The organism is Bradyrhizobium lablabi, assembly GCF_018131005.1.
GTDB lineage: Bacteria > Pseudomonadota > Alphaproteobacteria > Rhizobiales > Xanthobacteraceae > Bradyrhizobium > Bradyrhizobium lablabi_D.
In genome coordinates, this window is sequence record NZ_JAFCJK010000007.1 from 14924 (window position 1) to 31635 (window position 16712).

The window sequence follows — 16712 nt, forward strand, 5'->3', positions numbered from 1 at the left end:
GGGCTCCGGATGATTCGGGAGAGCATTGATGCTACGCTGGACAATAGCACTGGCGATCGCGCTGCTCGCGCTTTCGCCTGCCGAGGCCGCCGACGGCCCTGCCGCCGGCAAGCGCGCCGCGTATCGCGCTGCCCGACAGCTTCCGCCGGGCCTTCCCCGTCCCCACTACGCCTACCGCACGACGGTCGCCCCTGCCTATGTCAGGCCCGGACGCCAGCTTGTTGTCTTCGTTGAGCCCGAAGTAATACCGCTGAACGCTGTCCCCTACATCCCGATCGTGCCTCGCACGCCGTGGCTGCCGGGTTCGGCGACGCTGCCCGGCTATTACGGCACGACCCATTCCTACATTTATGACGGTCCGTATTACGGTGGCGCCTACGTGACCTACTGGGATCGCCTGCCGTATGCCTGCGGCGTCTACGGCTACTGCTAGCGCGGACCGAGCGCGTGGCCAGATCGGCGCAGAAAAGCAGCGCATCTAATTCCGGGAACGCGATCACCGCCGATCTCGTCGCAGTGCTGGTGGCCGTCGCAGACGGCGAGCCGAAGATCATGACGATTGGCGGCGGCACGGCGCTGCCAAGTGGCCCGTTCGAGTTCGCCCACCGCTCGCTGCAAACCGGCCTCAGAGCATGGGTCGAGGCGCAGACCGGGCATCCGCTCGGCTATGTCGAGCAACTCTACACCTTCGCCGATCGCGGCCGCGCCGGCGACGTCAAGGCGCCGCACACCATCTCGATCAGCTATCTCGGCTTGACCCGCGAGGACCGGGTCGGCGAAGGTTTCGAGGCGCATTGGTCCGGCTGGTACGGCTATTTCCCCTGGGAAGACCATCGCGCCGGCGTGCCGCCCATGCTCGCCAAGGTGTTGACGCCGCGGCTCAAGGCCTGGGCGAAGTCGGCGCCGTCACCGACGTTGCAGCGCGAGCGCTGGCAGCGCTGCGCGATCAATTTCGGTCTCGACGGCCGCGCCTGGAACGAGGAGTTGGTGCTGCAGCGCTACGAGACGCTTTACGAAGCCTCGCTCGTTCCGGAAGCCGTTCGCGACAACGGCCTCACAGCCTCGGTCGTGCCGGGAACGCCGATGACGTCGGATCATCGCCGCATCCTCGCCACCGGCATCGCGCGGCTGCGCGCCAAGATCAAATACCGGCCGGTGGTTTTCGAGCTGATGCCGGCCGAGTTCACCCTGCTGCAACTGCAACGCAGTGTCGAGGCGCTCGCAGGCCGGCTGGTTCACAAGCAAAATTTCCGCCGGCTCATCGAGCAGCAGGAACTCGTTGAAGAGACTGGCGCAATCGCCACCGAGGCGGTCGGGCGCCCGGCCAAGCTGTTCCGCTTCCGCCACGCCGTCCTGGCCGAACGGGCCGTCGCCGGCACCAAGCTCCCGCTCTCGCGTACTTGAACTCGCGCGCACTTGACAGACTTTATGCTCAGGATAAGTATAAGCCATCTTATGCTCACGGAGAGTATAAATGGTCAACCTCAACACCGAGCTTCTCGCCCGCACCGCACCGCTCTATGAGCGGGTCAAGCGGGTCATTCCGCCGTTCGAATGGGCAACCTTCGCCGAGGACGTAGACGCAATCATCGATCTCAAGCGCCGCCGCAGCGCGGTGGTGCTGGCGCACAATTACCAGACCCCGGAGATATTCCACGGCGTTGCCGACATCGTCGGCGACAGTCTCTTGCTCGCGCGCGAAGCGACCAAGGTGGACGCCGACATCATTGTACTCGCCGGCGTGCACTTCATGGCCGAGACGGCGAAACTCCTCAATCCGGCCAAGACAGTGCTGATCCCCGATCTCGAGGCCGGCTGTTCGCTTGCGGATTCGATCACCGCGCAGGATGTGCGGCTGATGCGTGCGCGCTATCCGGACGCGCCGATCGTCACCTATGTCAACACCTCTGCGGCGGTAAAGGCCGAGTCCGACATCTGCTGCACCTCGGGCAATGCCCTGAAGGTCGTGGAGTCCCTGGGCGCCGAGCGCGTCATCATGCTGCCGGACGAATATCTGGCGCAGAACATCGCCAAGCAAACTGGGACGAAGATCATCACGTGGAAAGGCCACTGCGAAGTGCACGAGCTGTTCAGCGCGGATGATGTGCGGCAGCTGCGCGAAGATCATCCCGGCATCACCATCCTGGCGCATCCGGAGTGCCCGCCCGAGGTGGTCGCCGAGGCGGATTTCGCCGGCTCGACGGCTGCGATGTCGAATTTCGTGGAGACCAAACGGCCGCCACGTGTCGTGCTGCTGACCGAATGCTCGATGAGCGACAATGTCGCCGCACAGCATCCGGATGTCGAATTCGTCCGCCCCTGCAATCTTTGTCCGCACATGAAGCGGATCACACTGAAGAACATTCGCCATGCGCTGGAAACAAACCATCATGAGGTGACGATCGATCCCGCGATCGCCGGCCGCGCGCGACGGGCTGTCGAGAGGATGCTGGCGCTATGAGCACGAATATCTCCGATCTGACCGGCCTGCCGGTAATCATCGGCGGCGGCGCCGCTGGACTGATGACCGCGCTCTATCTTGCCCCCGAGCCGGTCGTTCTGCTGTCGAAATCGCCATTGGGTGCGGAAGCCTCCAGCATGTGGGCGCAGGGCGGGTTTGCCGCTGCCGTCGGCGAGGATGACACCCCGGCCTTGCATCTTGCCGACACGATAGGCGCTGGCGCCGGGTTGTGCGACGAAGCTGCCGCCAGCCGGATCGTGCAGGAGGCTCCGAACGCCATCGAGCATCTTGCGAGCCTCGGCGTCGCCTTCGACCGCCGAGCGGATGGCGGCTGGCGTCTTGGGCTCGAGGCCGCGCACAGCCGGCATCGCATCGTGCATGCGACCGGCGACGGCACCGGCCGCGAGATCATGCGCGCCCTGATCGCGGCGGTCCGTCGCACACCATCGATCATCCTGCGGGAAGGCGTCGAGGCGCGCAGACTTCTCGTCGAGGACAACGCCATTACCGGTGTTCTGGCCGCAACCGACCGCGGCGCGCTTCCGATCGCAACCAACCGTGTCGTGATTGCAACGGGCGGCATCGGTGGATTGTTCGCCGACAGCACCAATCCGAGCGGATGTTTTGGCCAGGGACTTGCGCTTGCGGCGCGTGCGGGCGCGAGGCTCTCCGATCTCGAGTTCATCCAGTTTCATCCGACAGCCTTCGATGGGCCGTCGCGGCCGATGCCGCTCCTGACCGAGGCCATTCGCGGCGACGGCGCCGTGCTGATCGACGAAACCGGATACCGTTTCATGGCAGATCAGCCTGGTGCGGAACTCGCCGCGCGCGACATCGTCGCTCGGGCCGTATGGCGCCATCGCAGCGCGGGGCATCGGACGTTCCTCGACGCGCGGCAACATCCGGGGCCGCAGTTCGAGCGGCGCTATCCCGTGATCAGCGCGTTCTGCAAGATGGCCGGCATCGATCCTGTCAGTGATCCGATCCCGGTCCGGCCCGCGGTGCACTACCACATGGGCGGCATCGCCGTTGACGGCCACGGGCGCAGCACAGTGCATGGCCTCTGGGCCTGCGGCGAAGCCGCGCGGACTGGCCTCCATGGCGCCAACCGACTCGCCAGCAATTCGCTGATGGAGGCGATCGTCTGCGCGCGCTGGGTCGCGGACAGCATTGGCGGTGCGGGCGCGGGTGTGCAGCCGACGTCGCGCGCCGATGCGGCTCCGCTGGCCGCCGATCCTTCTGCCGTGCGGCCGATCCTGACGCAGGGGCTCGGCGTGCTGCGCCACCACAACGGCATCGAACGCGCGATCCGCAGCCTCCATCCGCTCGCCCGCGGCGAGGGCCCGGCATCGGATCCCGCACTGGTCGGATTGATGATCGCTGTCGCAGCCCACCAGCGCAATGAAAGTCGCGGCGGCCACTTCCGCAGCGATTTCCCGGAGAGCCTTCCCTTGGCTACCGCGTCGTCGCTGTCGCTCGCGGAGACGTTCGGCGCCGCGCGCGAGATCCTCGAATCCACGCTATCGGCTCGGAGTGCCCGGTCATGACCCTCAACCCTCTGCTGCCGCTGATATACGAGCCGCTGGTGCGGACCGCCTTGCTGGAAGATCTCGGCCGCGCCGGCGATATCACCGCTGACGCAATAGTGCCGGCCAACCAGCAGGCCCGCCTGCAGATGCGCGCGCGCCAAACCGGCGTCGTCGCCGGACTCGATATTGCGCGTTGCGTCTTTCAGATGGTGTCACCGGATGTCAGCCTGCGCGCCGAGCGACCGGATGGCGGCGCCGTCGAGCCCGGAGACGTGATCGCGACGATCGATGGACCGGCGCGCAGCCTGCTGACCGGGGAACGCACGGCGCTGAATTTCCTCTGCCATCTGAGCGGCGTTGCAACAGCAACGGCAACGCTGGTCGAGGCGGTCAAGGGCGCTCGAGCGCAGATCGTCTGCACCCGCAAGACCACACCGGGATTACGCGCGCTCGAAAAATACGCGGTTCGCGCCGGCGGCGGCGGCAATCACCGCTTCGGGCTCGACGATGCGGTGCTGATCAAGGACAACCATATCGCACTGGCCGGCGGCATCCGCACGGCCGTCGAGCGCGCCAAGGCGCACACGGGTCATCTGGTCAAGATCGAGGTCGAGGTCGATACGCTGGCGCAGCTCGAAGTGGCGCTGTCGCTCGACATCGATGCCGTGTTGCTCGACAACATGAGGGTCGAACAGCTCGCTCAAGCGGTCAGGATGGCTGACGGCAAGGTGATCACCGAGGCCTCGGGTCGTATCACGGCGGCTACCGCGCCGGCGATAGCGGCGACCGGCGTCGACCTGATCTCGGTCGGCTGGGTGACCCACAGCTCGGCCGCACTCGATATCGGGCTGGACTACCTGTCGTGAAGGTCAACCGGGCTGGCCGACGGGAATGAGCTTCGGCTGATCCAGCTCGGTCCGCCGCACAGCCAGCCGCTCGACCTGCAGGACCGCGAGCGTCAGCACGACGATCGCCACCGCCTGATGGGTCAGCGCAAGGTCGATCGGCACCTGATGCAGCAGTGTCAGGATGCCGAGCGTCGCCTGCGTCGTGATGGCGGCCACCAGCCACCAGGCGCCTGATACCACCGCGGTCGGAGCCCGCGAGCGCACCGCATCGATCGCGTGCAGGATCGCCAGCACAAACAGCAGATAGGCGGTCATGCGATGCTCGAACTGCACGGTCAGCGTGTTGTCGAACAGGTTGCGCCACCACGGCGTCTCAAATAGCAGCCGATCGACCGAGGGGATCAACGCGCCGTCGATCTCGGGCCAGGTATTGTAGACCCTGCCCGCACGCAGGCCCGCGACCAGGGCACCGAAATAGAGCTGCACGAAGGTAAGCACCAGCAACAATAAGCCCGTGACCTTCAACCGTGACGGCAAAGCCGCCGATGGCCGTTCCGTCAGTCGCCGTAGCGTCCAGACGATCGCAGCGAAGATCAACAGCGCCAGCGCGAGATGCGTCGCCAGCCGATATTGCGACACCTCGATACGCTGCGATAGCCCGGAGGCGACCATCCACCAGCCGACTGCGCCCTGCAGCGCCCCAAGAGCGAAAATCAGCCACAGCCGCCGCTTCAATTCACCGCTCAGGACGCCACGCCACAGGAAATACAGAAAGGGCAACAGATAGGCGCCGCCGATCACGCGACCGAGCAACCGGTGGCTCCATTCCCACCAGAAGATCGTCTTGAACTCGTCGAGCGTCATCCCCGCATTGAGCTCGCGATATTGCGGGATCGTCTTGTAGCCCTCGAAGGCCTGCGTCCATTGCGCCTCAGTCAACGGCGGCAGCGCGCCCGTCACCGGCTTCCACTCGACGATCGACAGCCCGGACTCGGTCAGCCGCGTGGCCCCGCCGACGAGCACCATCAGCGCGATCAGGGCGGCGACTGAAAACAGCCACATCCTGACGGCGCGGAGTTGCGTTGGCTTTGCGGACATGCCGGCCATTTCGCCCTGACTTGATTGGATTTTCCCGCCCCTTATAGTCCGCCCCGCCCGCGGCGCAAGCGCCGCAGAGATGACGAGTTGCACATATCAGCCATGGCCATACGTACCCGCAAACTGCTCGGAACTATCGCCCTGCTCGTCCTGGTCGTGGTGTGGTCGCTGCTCGGCATGACGGTGGCGCAGACGCCCTGGCTCGCCAATTCGGGATTGCTTCAGGCGATCTTCTACGTCGTCGCCGGACTCGGCTGGGTGCTGCCGGCGATGCCGATCGTCGCGTGGATGTCGCGGCCCGACCGCGCCTAGGGCAGAATCCGAAACTGCCCGGTGGCTTTCCGGAAAGACGATCCTGCTCAAGTAAAAAGCTCGATGACGATCAATCCTCATCATGGCGCTTGGCGCCGAAAACTTCGGGTCGGCTGCACCGACGCGAACATGACGCCTGACAGCAGCACCCGCATCATCCGCAGCGATCGCTCACGCCCGTCCCACGCAATGCGCGGGAGCACGTGAAGGTTGGTGTGGCCCTGCGCTTTGACGACGCCGGGAATTGTCGAGACCGCGCTCGCAAAGCCGATCTCCTCCGCCAACACCACGTGCCGGCGGTCGAACGACTCGCGATCTCCGAAAGGGAAGGCGAAATGCCTGATGTCACGGTCAAACGCCGCCTGCGCAACCGCCTTCCCCATCGCCATTTCGCGCCGCGCATCGTCTTCGCTGAGATTTGACAGCACCGGATAGTTCACTGTCGCGCTGCCGAACGTCACGTTCGCATCCGCGGCGAGCTTTGCCAGATCGTGCCAATCCATCGATGCGTTGCGCGACATCTGCGCGAGATCGACCGAGTAGCGGCTGCAAAGATCATTAATGGCAAATGACAGATCGGGCGGCGGCAGCGAGCGCATCCAGCCGAGGCAAAAATCGAACACTGCGCGCTTTTCCGAGCGATCTGCGATCGCAAAACGGCGCTCCCGGCCGCTGATCATCAGGCTGATCCGGCTTTCACGCCTGATGATGTCCTCCAGCGCAAGCCACCACGTTTCGCCCACGCCGTCCGGAAACGCCGTCGGCAGATACACCGTGAATGGAACGGCATGCCCCGACAGCACCTGATAGGCGTGCGTGATGAAGTCCTTGTAGGCGCCATCAAATGTCAGGCAGGCAAAGCGCCTGCGCTCGGGCAGCGTGACCGCACGTCGGCAGGCCTCGTCGATTCCGATGACGTCGTATCGCCACCGCTTCAGCGCGCGGATGATGCGATCAAGAAATTGCGGCGTGATCTCGTGGGACCGGAGCGGCTGGAACTGCGCGGAAGGGACCGGACGCACCCTCTCGAAGCGCAGGATGACACCGGCTCCGCCGGCCTGACGCTCCTTCAGCCTGAAGAGCCCGCTGAAATAAGCGAGTTCCATCCGCGCTCGCCGCAAAAACCTGCCGTTCGATGCCAAGATCCCGTCCCACTACGGCGGATCACCCCACCCCGCCGCGGCATTGTTATTACTCTTTGTTGACGTTTCCCTGCGAAAGTCGCAGTGCCCCGAAAATTGTAAATCATCGCTCCAAGACGGATTCTGGAATGACCGTGGCTGCTGCAATCAAACGCCAGACAGCGGATGCACGGGCGTGGTCGAAAGCAAGCCGCATCGCCGGCGTCGACATTTTTCATGATCTTGCCGCGGTCGAAACCATCTGGCGCGATTTCGAAACATCGAAGCAGTTTCATACCCCCTACCAGCGCTTCGATTTCCTTGCCGCCTGGCAGCGGCAGGTCGGCGAGCGCGAGGGTCTGGGCCCTTTCATCGTCGTTGGCCACGACAGCGAACGCCGGCCCCTGATGCTGCTGCCGCTTGCCGTTGAGTCCAGCCTGGGTGCGCGGTGCGCGCGTTTTATGGGCGGCAAGCATTCGACTTTCAACATGCCGCTGTGCGACCGTGGTTTTGCCGCCAGTGCGAGCGACGCCGATATCGCGGTGCTGATCGCCTCGATTGCGGAACGCTCGCAGGTCGATGCGCTGGCGCTGCATCAACAGCCGCTCCGCTGGCAGGACCTGCCGAACCCGATGGCGCGACTGCCGCGCCAGCCATCCGTCAACGATTGCCCGCTGCTGTTGATGGAACCGGGCGCCGCGCCGGCGACGCTGATCAGCAGTTCGTTCCGCCGCCGGTTGAAGGGCAAGGCGCGCAAGCTGCAGGAACTGCCCGGCTATCGCTACTACCTCGCGACCGAGAGCGCAGACATCAGCCGCCTGCTCGACTGGTTCTTCCGCGTCAAGCCGCAGCGCATGGCGGAACTCAAGCTCCCGGACGTGTTCGCAGAGCCCGGCATCGAGCAGTTCATACGTACCGCTTGCCTCACGCCGCGGACCGATGGCGACGGCCATATCATCGACCTCCACGCGCTGGAATGCGACGAGGAGGTGATCGCGATCTACGCCGGCGTCGCCGATGGTCATCGCTTCTCGATGATGTTCAATACCTATACGATGTCAGGCAACTCGAAATACAGCCCCGGCCTGATCCTGATGCGCGACATCATCGATCGCCATGCGAGCCAGAACTACCGCGCTCTCGATCTCGGTATCGGCTCGGACGAGTATAAGCGCCTGTTCTGCAAAAACGACGACGCCATCTTCGATAGCTTTGTCCCGCTCAGCCTTCGCGGGAGGCTGGCGGCGAGCGCGCTGTCGGGCCTCAATCGCGCCAAGCGGACCGTCAAGCACAACCCGGCTTTGCTCGAAATCGCGCAAAACCTGCGCAGCATGTTCCGCTAAACCACGACCCAGAGCTGGGTTTTCAGTCGGCCTGTCCGCCCTGCCCTGAGCGACCGTTCGGCACACCGAGCCGCATCATCGCGTCGAATACCAGCATGGCGGCTGGCGACAGCGTGCGTTTCCGAAGCCTGATCAGCCCATAACTCTCAAGCGTGAGCTTGTCCCGAATTCGCAGCATTTTGAAACGCTGCGGATCGACCAGATCGAAGACGAGCATCGGGACCGGCACGATCGCGTCGATCCCTGCCGCGATCCCGACGGAAGCGAGAAATGACTCGGTATTGATGATGCGCCGGGGCGGCGTCACGCCACGGCTGTAAAATAGCCGCTCGAGCGCCTGACGCATGAAGGATTCCCGCGGCTGGCAAATCCATTGCTGGTCGACCATGTCCTCCAGATCGACGTTCTCGCGACCGGCCAATGGATGCTCCATACGAACGAGCAGCGCCGCCTCCTCGGCACCGATCTCGTGATAGTCGAATTGCCGTGGGTCGACGCCGGCCGGAATCCGGGCAACGACGAAGTCGAATTCGAGCGCCAACAGACGCTCGATCAGCGGCGGGCTGGTACTGACATCCAGCGAAATATTCACCCGGTGAAGCTTCTTCCCGAGATACTGAATGACATCGATCACGAGTTCGACGCAGGGTTTGGCCACGGTTCCGACGGAGACCGTGCCGAGCTCGCCGGACTTGTAGCCCGCGAATTCGTCCGTGACCTGATCGAGGTCAGCCAGCACGCTCTTCCCGCCGCGGATCAGGATCGAGCCATAGGCAGTTGGCTCGACACCACGCGCTGTTCGTTCAAAAAGTGGAACCCGCGCCAGGGCTTCGATCTCGGCGAGCATCTTCGAAGCCGCCGATTGGGTGATGTTCAAGCGCTCGGCGGCGGTCTGCAGCTTGCGCTCGCTGTCGAGAGCGACCAACAGACGCAACTGGCGCAGTTTGAGATCCCTGATCACGGCTCGGCGCTGTCCTGCCCGACTGGTTCCGGCGTATATGCCGCGGTGCGGCATGACCATTTCGCCGTGGCTGCATTCCGAAATGCCATTAGCCACCCGGTCATGAATTACACAACAATGAACTCGCCAGTTGCAAGGACAGACAGCTCGGGATCCGGCTGCCGTACGCCCGGCGGGACGCACGATTGGTGGTGATGCGATCGGCCATAGCGGCCCCGATCGGGCGCCAGATCAAAAAGAACCAGGGGATGAGACAAGTGATCGATACCGTAGAAAAGCGCGCCATCGCAAAGATCATGCGACGGCTCATTCCGTTTCTGATCCTCTGTTACTTCGTGGCATACCTCGACCGCGTCAATGTCGGCTTCGCCAAGCTGCACATGAACGCATCTCTTGGGTTGAGCGAGGCCGCATACGGACTGGGTGCGGGTCTCTTCTTCATCGGATATTTCTTCTTCGAGGTTCCGTCCAACATCCTGCTTGAACGATTTGGCGCACGACGCTGGATTGCCCGCATCATGATCAGCTGGGGCATCGTCTCGGCCGCGTTTGCGTTCATTCCATGGATGTCTGCGGCCAGCGGACTGTCGAACGAGTCGATTTTCTACTCTCTTCGCTTGCTGCTCGGCGCCTGCGAGGCCGGTTTCTTTCCCGGCATCATCTTCTACCTGACGCTCTGGTTCCCGGCTGCCTACCGCGCCCGTGTCATCAGCCTCTTCATGCTCGCGATTCCGATCTCGAGCATCATCGGCTCACCGATATCCGGGCTGCTGCTCAACCTCTCAGGGCTGGGATTGGAGGGCTGGCAATGGTTGTTCGTTTGCGAAGCGCTACCCTCGATCCTGGTCGGCTTCGCTGTCCTGATCTTCCTGACCGACTTCCCGCGTGATGCGACCTGGCTTGCAACGGACGAGATCAAGTGGATCCAGACCACCCTCGAATTCGAGCGGCAGCAAAAGGAGGCCGTAGAGCATATCTCGATGCTTCAGGCACTCACGGACTTGCGGATACTGGCCTGCGCCCTGGTCTATTTCTGCCTCAACGCGGCGTCCTACGGCATCGCCTTCTTCCTCCCGACCATCATCAAGGCCTTTGGCGTTACCGATACCCAGACCGGGTTGATCGCGGCTCTCCCCTTCGTGTTCGGCGCCATCGGCATGGTACTGCTCGGTCGCCATTCCGACCGCACCGGCGAGAGGAAGATGCATGTTGCCGCAGCGCTCACGCTCGCCGCCCTCGGGATCAGCATGGCGGGACTGGTGTCCAACCCGGTTCTGATCGTCGCCCTGCTTTGCCTGGCACAGATCGGCGTCTCATCGGTGCCGCCGATGTTCTGGCCGATGCCGGCCAGCATCCTAACCGGGGCATCGGCGGCCGCGGGCATCGCCGCCATCAACTCGCTCGGCAATCTCTCGGGCTTCGCAGGCCCGTTCGCGATGGGATATCTGAAGGATCTCACGGGCGGATTTACCGCGGGGCTACTGTTGCTTGCGGCGATGGGGTTGCTCGGCGCGCTCGTCGCGATCAAGCTGCGGATCGATCCGATCCTCGAGCGACGCATGGCCGAGCCTGTGATGGTGCATTAAACATCTGACTCAGGCCGCAACCACCCGTGGGCCCGGCACGACCACATCCAACGACTCGTAGGACTCGCTCAGCATAGTCACGTCGGAAAAGCCGGCGGCCTTGAGCTGATCGACCATCACCGCGCGCGCGTTCTGCGCCATCGCCGCGTCAGGCACGACAATCGCCTGCGCTTGCGCGGAGAGCAGTTCCGCCGGCAGGTCGACGGCCGAGCCGGCATCGAGCACCACGTGGTCATAAACCCTGAGCAGCGCGTCGATCGCGAGCGTCAGCCGCGGTGATTGCAACTGCGCGCGGTCAAAGTCCGGGCGCCCGGCGCTGACCAGTTGGACACGCGACAGCCGGTCCTTGGTGATGATTTGCGCAAACGACGCTTCGCCCCGCATCAGCTCCGCAAGCCCGGGCGCGCCCGGATCGGCCGAAACCGCGGCCAGCATCGGCGAAAAGCCAACGAGATCGACCACCACAACCCTGGCCTGGCGCGCCATCGAACGCGCCAGGGTCAGCGCAGTCAGCGTGACGCTTTCGCCCGGCGCGGTACCGAGGATAGTGAGCTTGTGCGCGGCGGCGCCTGCGTCGCAGAGGCGCTCGGCAAGCCGATCAATCTCGCCAGCCGCCGAGGCGACTTTCGACCGCGGTTCGCTGAACACAGGCGGGGGCGTGGGCGGGGGCTCGATGGCGAGCTCCCGCGGCGCTGCCACCTCCGGCTCATCCTCGGCGGCTTCCTCGACAACCGGTTCGGGCGCTGGCTTGCGGATGGCAGCCACCGCCGGCGCGAACGCACGCGCGACCGCGCGCGGTGCCGACATTCGCAGCAGCTCGGCGGTGATGACGAGGCCCGACGAAAGCAGGAGCGTCGCCAGCGTCGCGATAAGCACGATCGGCAGTTTCTTCGGATAGGCCGGCGTGTTGGAAACCGTGGCGCGCGAAATGATGCGGCCATCGGCCGGCGCGCCCTCGATGTTTTCGCGGGCGGTCGCCTCGCGGTATTTGGCGAGATAGGATTCAAGCAGGTCGCGCTGCGCCTTGGCCTCGCGCTCCAGCGCGCGGAGCTGCACGTCCTGACCGTTGCTCGAGGACGCCTGCTTCTTCAATTGATCGAGACTCGCGGAGAGCGCCTCGACCCGCCCGCCGGCAACGCGGGCGTCGTTGTCCAGCGAGCGCGACACCTTGCTCGCCTCTTCGCGTAGCTGCCGGTCGAGATCGGCGAGCTGTGCCTTCAATTCCTTGATGCGCGGATGGTTGTCGAGCAGCGTCGACGACTGCTCGGCGAGCTGCGCCCGCAGCGTCACGCGCTGCTCTGACAACCTGCGGATCAGCTCGGAATTGAGTACTTCCGACGCCTCGATAGGCCTGCCACCCTGCAGCATCTCGCGGATCAGCCGCGCCTTGGTTTCGGTATCCGCCTTCAATGCACGGGCGTTGTTGAGCTGCGTATTGAGCTCGCCCATCTGCTGGTTGGAGAGCGAGGTGTTGTTGGTGCCGATGAACAGGCTGGACTTCGAGCGAAAATCCTCGACATGGGCTTCGGCCTCCGCGACCTTCTTGCGGAGGTTCTCGATCTCACCGGAGAGCCATGCGCTGGCCGACTTGGCCTGCTCCTGCCGGGCGGATTGCTGCAGCACCAGATAGCCTTCGGCGATTGAATTGGCAACGCGCGCCGCAAGCTCCGGATCGCGCGACTGGAACTCGATGACGATGACGCGCGACTTGTCGACCGCATACGCCGTGAAGCGATCGTAATAGGCCTCGAGCACCCGCTCTTCCGGCGTCAATGTGAACGGATCGCGGCCAATGCCGATCAGCGCGAGCAGCGATTTCAGCGGCGAGAAACCCTGCAGCACCGGATCGAATTCCGGTAGCTCGGCGAGCTTGTTCTTCTTGATGATCTCTCGCGCGAGGTCGCGCGACAACAGGAGCTGCACCTGGCTCGTCACGGCCTCTGCATCGAGCGCGGAGCGTTCCGGATCGCGCTCACCGTTCGGCCGCAGGAAGACGTTGTCGCGGCCATCGACCAGGATGCGCGCCTCGGACTTGTAGCGCGCGGTAACCAGGTTGACGCCGATGAGCGACAGCGTCAGCGCGAGCACGGTGGGGACGACGATCCAGCTCCGCTTGCGAGACAATGCGCGGCCTAGCGCGTGCAGGTCGAGATCGCCCGCCTCGGACACAGGAATGGGCCTGTCGGGAGCGGCATTGGCGGCAACGGGCTGCACAAGTTCGGCTCCTGCCGGAACAGGTCTGGCGACGGTTGGCGCAGACTTCGGCAAGGCCCGCTGCATCACGGCCTTGCCGGCGCGCCAAATCCCAAAACGCATCACACACTCCCCGCGGACCCGCGACCCACCTCAAGCTGGCGCGATTACACTCCATTATGGTTGCCGCTGGGTTAATCGGCCGCGGGCGGGGCATTCCGCCACGACCCGCCGTCATGTTTTGTTAACCATGCGCATCCTTAATCGACGCTGATACTTTTTCAGGATTCCCAAAATGCGTCGTGCGCGCGCCCCCATTGCAGGTCTGGACGCTGCACTCGCCGGCGAACGCTGGCTCTGATTTCCATGGCCCAAAATCAGAAACAGGACCAGATTCACGAACAGCCGCTGCGCATCCTGCACGTCGTCCGCGCCCCGGTCGGCGGCATCTTTCGGCACATCCTCGACGTTGCCAACGGGCAGGTCGCACGCGGCCACCATGTCGGCATCATCGCCGACAGCCTCACCGGCGGCGATCGCGCGAATGCGGCGCTCGCCGAGATCGCGCCGTGCCTCAAGCTCGGGGTCCGCCGCGTGGCAGTCCGTCGCGAGCCGCGCTTCGCAGACCTGGCGGTTGCCGCGCGGATCGCCGGCCTGATCTGGAAGCTGAGACCGGACGTGGTGCATGGCCACGGCGCCAAGGCCGGCGCCTATGTCCGGCTGCGGCCGCACGCGAAAAAGCTCATTCGTGTCTACACGCCGCATGGCGGCTCGCTGCACTACCCGCTCGACACGTTCAAGGGCAATTTCTACAGCTCCCTCGAGCGCGCGCTGATGAACAGCACCGAGCTGTTCCTGTTCGAGAGCGCGTTCGCTCGCGACACCTATCAGCGCACCGTCGGCGTGCCGGCCGGGCTGGTGCGCTGCGTGTTCAATGGCGTCACATCGGAGGAATTCGAGCCGGTCATCAAGGCCGACGATGCTACCGACGTCGTCTATGTCGGCGAGTTCCGCCACATCAAGGGCGCCGACCTCCTGATCGATGCGGTGGCGAAGCTGCGCGCCGGAGGCATGCCGCTGACGCTGACGCTTGGTGGCGACGGCGAGGAAACCGAGATGCTGAAGGCACAGGTGAAGCGGCAGTCGCTCGGCGACGCCGTGCGATTCATCGGTCACGTCAAGGCGCGCTACGGCTTTTCCAAGGGCAGCTTGCTCGTAGTCCCCTCGCGCGGCGATTCCATGCCCTATGTGGTGATCGAAGCGGCGGCCGCCGGCGTCCCGATGATTGCGGCCAATGTCGGCGGCATCCCTGAGATCTTCGACAGTCATACCGACGCGTTGTTCGCGCCGAGCAACGCCGCCGCAATGGCCGACGCAATCAAGGCCGCGCTCGACAATCCAGCCGTGACGGCGGCGCGCGCCGCGAAGCTGCGCCAACGCATCGCGGAGCACTTCTCGCAGCAGGCGATGGTCGAAGGCGTGTTGGCCGGCTATCGCGACGCATTTGCCAGACGTTAACCATTCCTTACCCGCGTAACCGTTTCTTCCGATTCTCCCCTTAAGTCTTGCGGCGGGGAATTTGGCCCCTGCGCCCGCATGCCTATCTGCATGTGCAGGAATGGACGTGGACACGTGGAACCGCTCAACGCACGCTCGATGCTGGATGCCGCGGCATCCGCAACGGCTGCCCGCCCGGAGATCGAACGACGACGGCGCTTGTCGCCTGCCGCGCTTGCCGTCACCAATCAGAAAGTTCGCGGCGCCTACTCACCGATCGTGATCGCGGGCGGCGTCCGCCTCGGCGATTTCGTGCTGCTCAGCCTGGTAGGCATCAGCCTCTATCTCGCCTATGTGATGCCGCTCGCGGGCTTCCGCTGGGAATACATTGCGGCAATCCTCGGCATGACGGCCGCGACCGTGGTCTGCTTCCAGGCCGCCGACCTCTACCAGGTCCAGGTGTTTCGCGGCCAACTCCGTCAGATGACGCGGGTGATCTCGTCGTGGACCTTCGTGTTCCTGCTGTTCATCGGCGTGTCGTTCCTGGTCAAGCTCGGCGGCGAGGTGTCGCGGGTCTGGCTGTCGTCGTTCTTCTTCGCCGGGCTCGCGGTGCTGATCATCGAACGCCTCGCGCTGCGCTTGATGGTACGCGCCTGGGCGCGCGACGGCCGCCTCGACCGCCGCACCGTCATCGTCGGCTCCGACCAGTGCGGCGAGCAGCTTGTCGAGGCGCTGAGGGCCGAGCCTGACTCGGACATCCACGTGCTCGGCGTGTTCGACGACCGCAACGACAGCCGCGCCATGGACACCTGCTCCGGCAGCCCGAAGCTCGGAAAGGTCGACGACATCGTCGAATTCGCCCGCCGCACCCGCGTCGATCTCGTGCTGTTCGCACTGCCGATCTCGGCCGAGACACGCATCCTGGAGATGCTCAAGAAGCTCTGGGTGCTACCCGTCGATATCCGATTGTCGGCGCACACCAACAAGCTGCGCTTTCGTCCCCGCTCCTACTCCTACCTCGGCAAAGTGCCGACGTTCGACATGTTCGAGGCGCCGATCACCGACTGGGATCTCGTGATGAAATGGCTGTTCGATCGCGTGGTCGGCGGCCTGATCCTGCTCGCAGCGCTTCCGGTCATGGCGCTGGTAGCGCTGGCGGTCCGGCTCGACAGTCCCGGCCCCGTGCTGTTCCGCCAGAAGCGCTTCGGCTTCAACAATGAGAGGATCGACGTCTACAAGTTCCGCTCACTCTATCACCATCAGGCCGATCCCAACGCGTCGAAAGTGGTGACGAAGAATGATCCGCGCGTCACCCGCGTCGGCCGCTTCATCCGCAAGACCAGCCTCGACGAATTACCGCAGCTCTTCAACGTCGTGCTGAAGGGCAATCTCTCGCTCGTCGGCCCGCGTCCACACGCGGTGCAGGGCAAGCTGCAAAACCGACTGTTCGACGAGGCCGTCGACGGCTATTTCGCCCGCCACCGCGTCAAGCCCGGTATCACCGGCTGGGCCCAGATCAACGGCTGGCGCGGCGAGGTCGACACCGACGAGAAGATCCAGAAGCGCGTCGAGTTCGATCTCTATTACATCGAGAACTGGTCGGTGCTGTTGGACCTCTACATTCTCCTCAAGACGCCGTTCTCGCTGCTGACCAAGAACGAGAATGCGTACTGAGAGCGCGGTACTCTCCGCGCGTCATTGCGAGCGGAGCGAAGAAATCCACCCTTACGCTCGGGGATAGATGGATTGCTTCGTCGCTTCGC

At 64.2% G+C, this 16712-nt stretch carries 14 protein-coding genes; 10 read left to right on the forward strand and 4 right to left on the reverse strand.

Translation table 11 applies throughout. From position 1 onward, the window contains the following. Window positions 1–28 precede the first annotated feature (28 nt). From JQ553_RS21420 to nadC, 5 genes are all read left to right on the forward strand, one after another. On the forward strand, window positions 29–433 hold the full coding sequence (locus tag JQ553_RS21420; RefSeq protein WP_212502013.1) for a hypothetical protein: 405 nt from the start codon (window positions 29–31) through the stop codon (window positions 431–433). Window positions 434–447: 14 nt separating this feature from the next. Next, entirely contained in the window at window positions 448–1404 is a 957-nt protein-coding gene (locus tag JQ553_RS21425) for an NrtR DNA-binding winged helix domain-containing protein (protein WP_212502014.1), read from the forward strand. 70 nt (window positions 1405–1474) lie between these two features. Beyond that, window positions 1475–2461 carry a quinolinate synthase NadA gene (gene nadA / locus JQ553_RS21430; RefSeq protein WP_212502015.1) on the forward strand — a complete coding sequence of 329 codons (987 nt, stop codon included), beginning with the start codon at window positions 1475–1477 and terminating at the stop codon, window positions 2459–2461. Then, window positions 2458–4008 carry an L-aspartate oxidase gene (locus tag JQ553_RS21435; protein WP_212502016.1) on the forward strand — a complete coding sequence of 517 codons (1551 nt, stop codon included), beginning with the start codon at window positions 2458–2460 and terminating at the stop codon, window positions 4006–4008. Before nadA ends, JQ553_RS21435 begins: the two co-directional genes overlap by 4 nt. Further along, complete coding sequence (nadC, locus tag JQ553_RS21440) at window positions 4005–4856, forward strand: carboxylating nicotinate-nucleotide diphosphorylase (protein ID WP_212502017.1); 852 nt, start codon at window positions 4005–4007, stop codon at window positions 4854–4856. The genes JQ553_RS21435 and nadC overlap by 4 nt, the downstream gene beginning before the upstream one ends. A gap of 3 nt (window positions 4857–4859) precedes the next feature. Here nadC and JQ553_RS21445 read toward each other — a convergent pair whose 3' ends face one another. After that, complete coding sequence (locus JQ553_RS21445; RefSeq protein ID WP_249144501.1) at window positions 4860–5936, reverse strand: COX15/CtaA family protein; 1077 nt, start codon at window positions 5934–5936, stop codon at window positions 4860–4862. A 102-nt stretch (window positions 5937–6038) separates the two neighbouring features. On the opposite strand from JQ553_RS21445, the gene JQ553_RS21450 reads away from it, so the two are divergent. After that, entirely contained in the window at window positions 6039–6248 is a 210-nt protein-coding gene (locus JQ553_RS21450) for a DUF2842 domain-containing protein (protein WP_212502019.1), read from the forward strand. Window positions 6249–6328: 80 nt separating this feature from the next. Here JQ553_RS21450 and JQ553_RS21455 read toward each other — a convergent pair whose 3' ends face one another. Next, window positions 6329–7354: a polysaccharide deacetylase family protein gene (locus tag JQ553_RS21455; RefSeq protein ID WP_249144502.1), complete on the reverse strand. Its 1026-nt coding sequence runs from the start codon at window positions 7352–7354 to the stop codon at window positions 6329–6331. Window positions 7355–7518: 164 nt separating this feature from the next. Between JQ553_RS21455 and JQ553_RS21460 the strand changes: the two genes are divergently transcribed. Then, window positions 7519–8712, forward strand: coding sequence for a GNAT family N-acetyltransferase (locus tag JQ553_RS21460; RefSeq protein WP_212502021.1), 1194 nt, complete (start codon window positions 7519–7521; stop codon window positions 8710–8712). A gap of 22 nt (window positions 8713–8734) precedes the next feature. Here the strand turns inward: JQ553_RS21460 and JQ553_RS21465 are convergent, their stop codons facing one another. Further along, window positions 8735–9856: a LysR family transcriptional regulator gene (locus JQ553_RS21465; RefSeq protein WP_312015177.1), complete on the reverse strand. Its 1122-nt coding sequence runs from the start codon at window positions 9854–9856 to the stop codon at window positions 8735–8737. A gap of 77 nt (window positions 9857–9933) precedes the next feature. Between JQ553_RS21465 and JQ553_RS21470 the strand changes: the two genes are divergently transcribed. Next, on the forward strand, window positions 9934–11259 hold the full coding sequence (locus JQ553_RS21470; protein WP_212502398.1) for an MFS transporter: 1326 nt from the start codon (window positions 9934–9936) through the stop codon (window positions 11257–11259). Between the two features lie 9 nt (window positions 11260–11268). Here JQ553_RS21470 and JQ553_RS21475 read toward each other — a convergent pair whose 3' ends face one another. Further along, on the reverse strand, window positions 11269–13575 hold the full coding sequence (locus JQ553_RS21475) for an exopolysaccharide transport family protein (RefSeq protein ID WP_212502022.1): 2307 nt from the start codon (window positions 13573–13575) through the stop codon (window positions 11269–11271). Between the two features lie 243 nt (window positions 13576–13818). On the opposite strand from JQ553_RS21475, the gene JQ553_RS21480 reads away from it, so the two are divergent. Next, on the forward strand, window positions 13819–14970 hold the full coding sequence (locus tag JQ553_RS21480; RefSeq protein ID WP_212502023.1) for a glycosyltransferase family 4 protein: 1152 nt from the start codon (window positions 13819–13821) through the stop codon (window positions 14968–14970). Window positions 14971–15084: 114 nt separating this feature from the next. Then, window positions 15085–16623 (forward strand): undecaprenyl-phosphate glucose phosphotransferase, encoded by a 1539-nt coding sequence (locus JQ553_RS21485; RefSeq protein WP_212502024.1) that lies wholly within the window; start codon window positions 15085–15087, stop codon window positions 16621–16623. Window positions 16624–16712 lie beyond the last annotated feature (89 nt).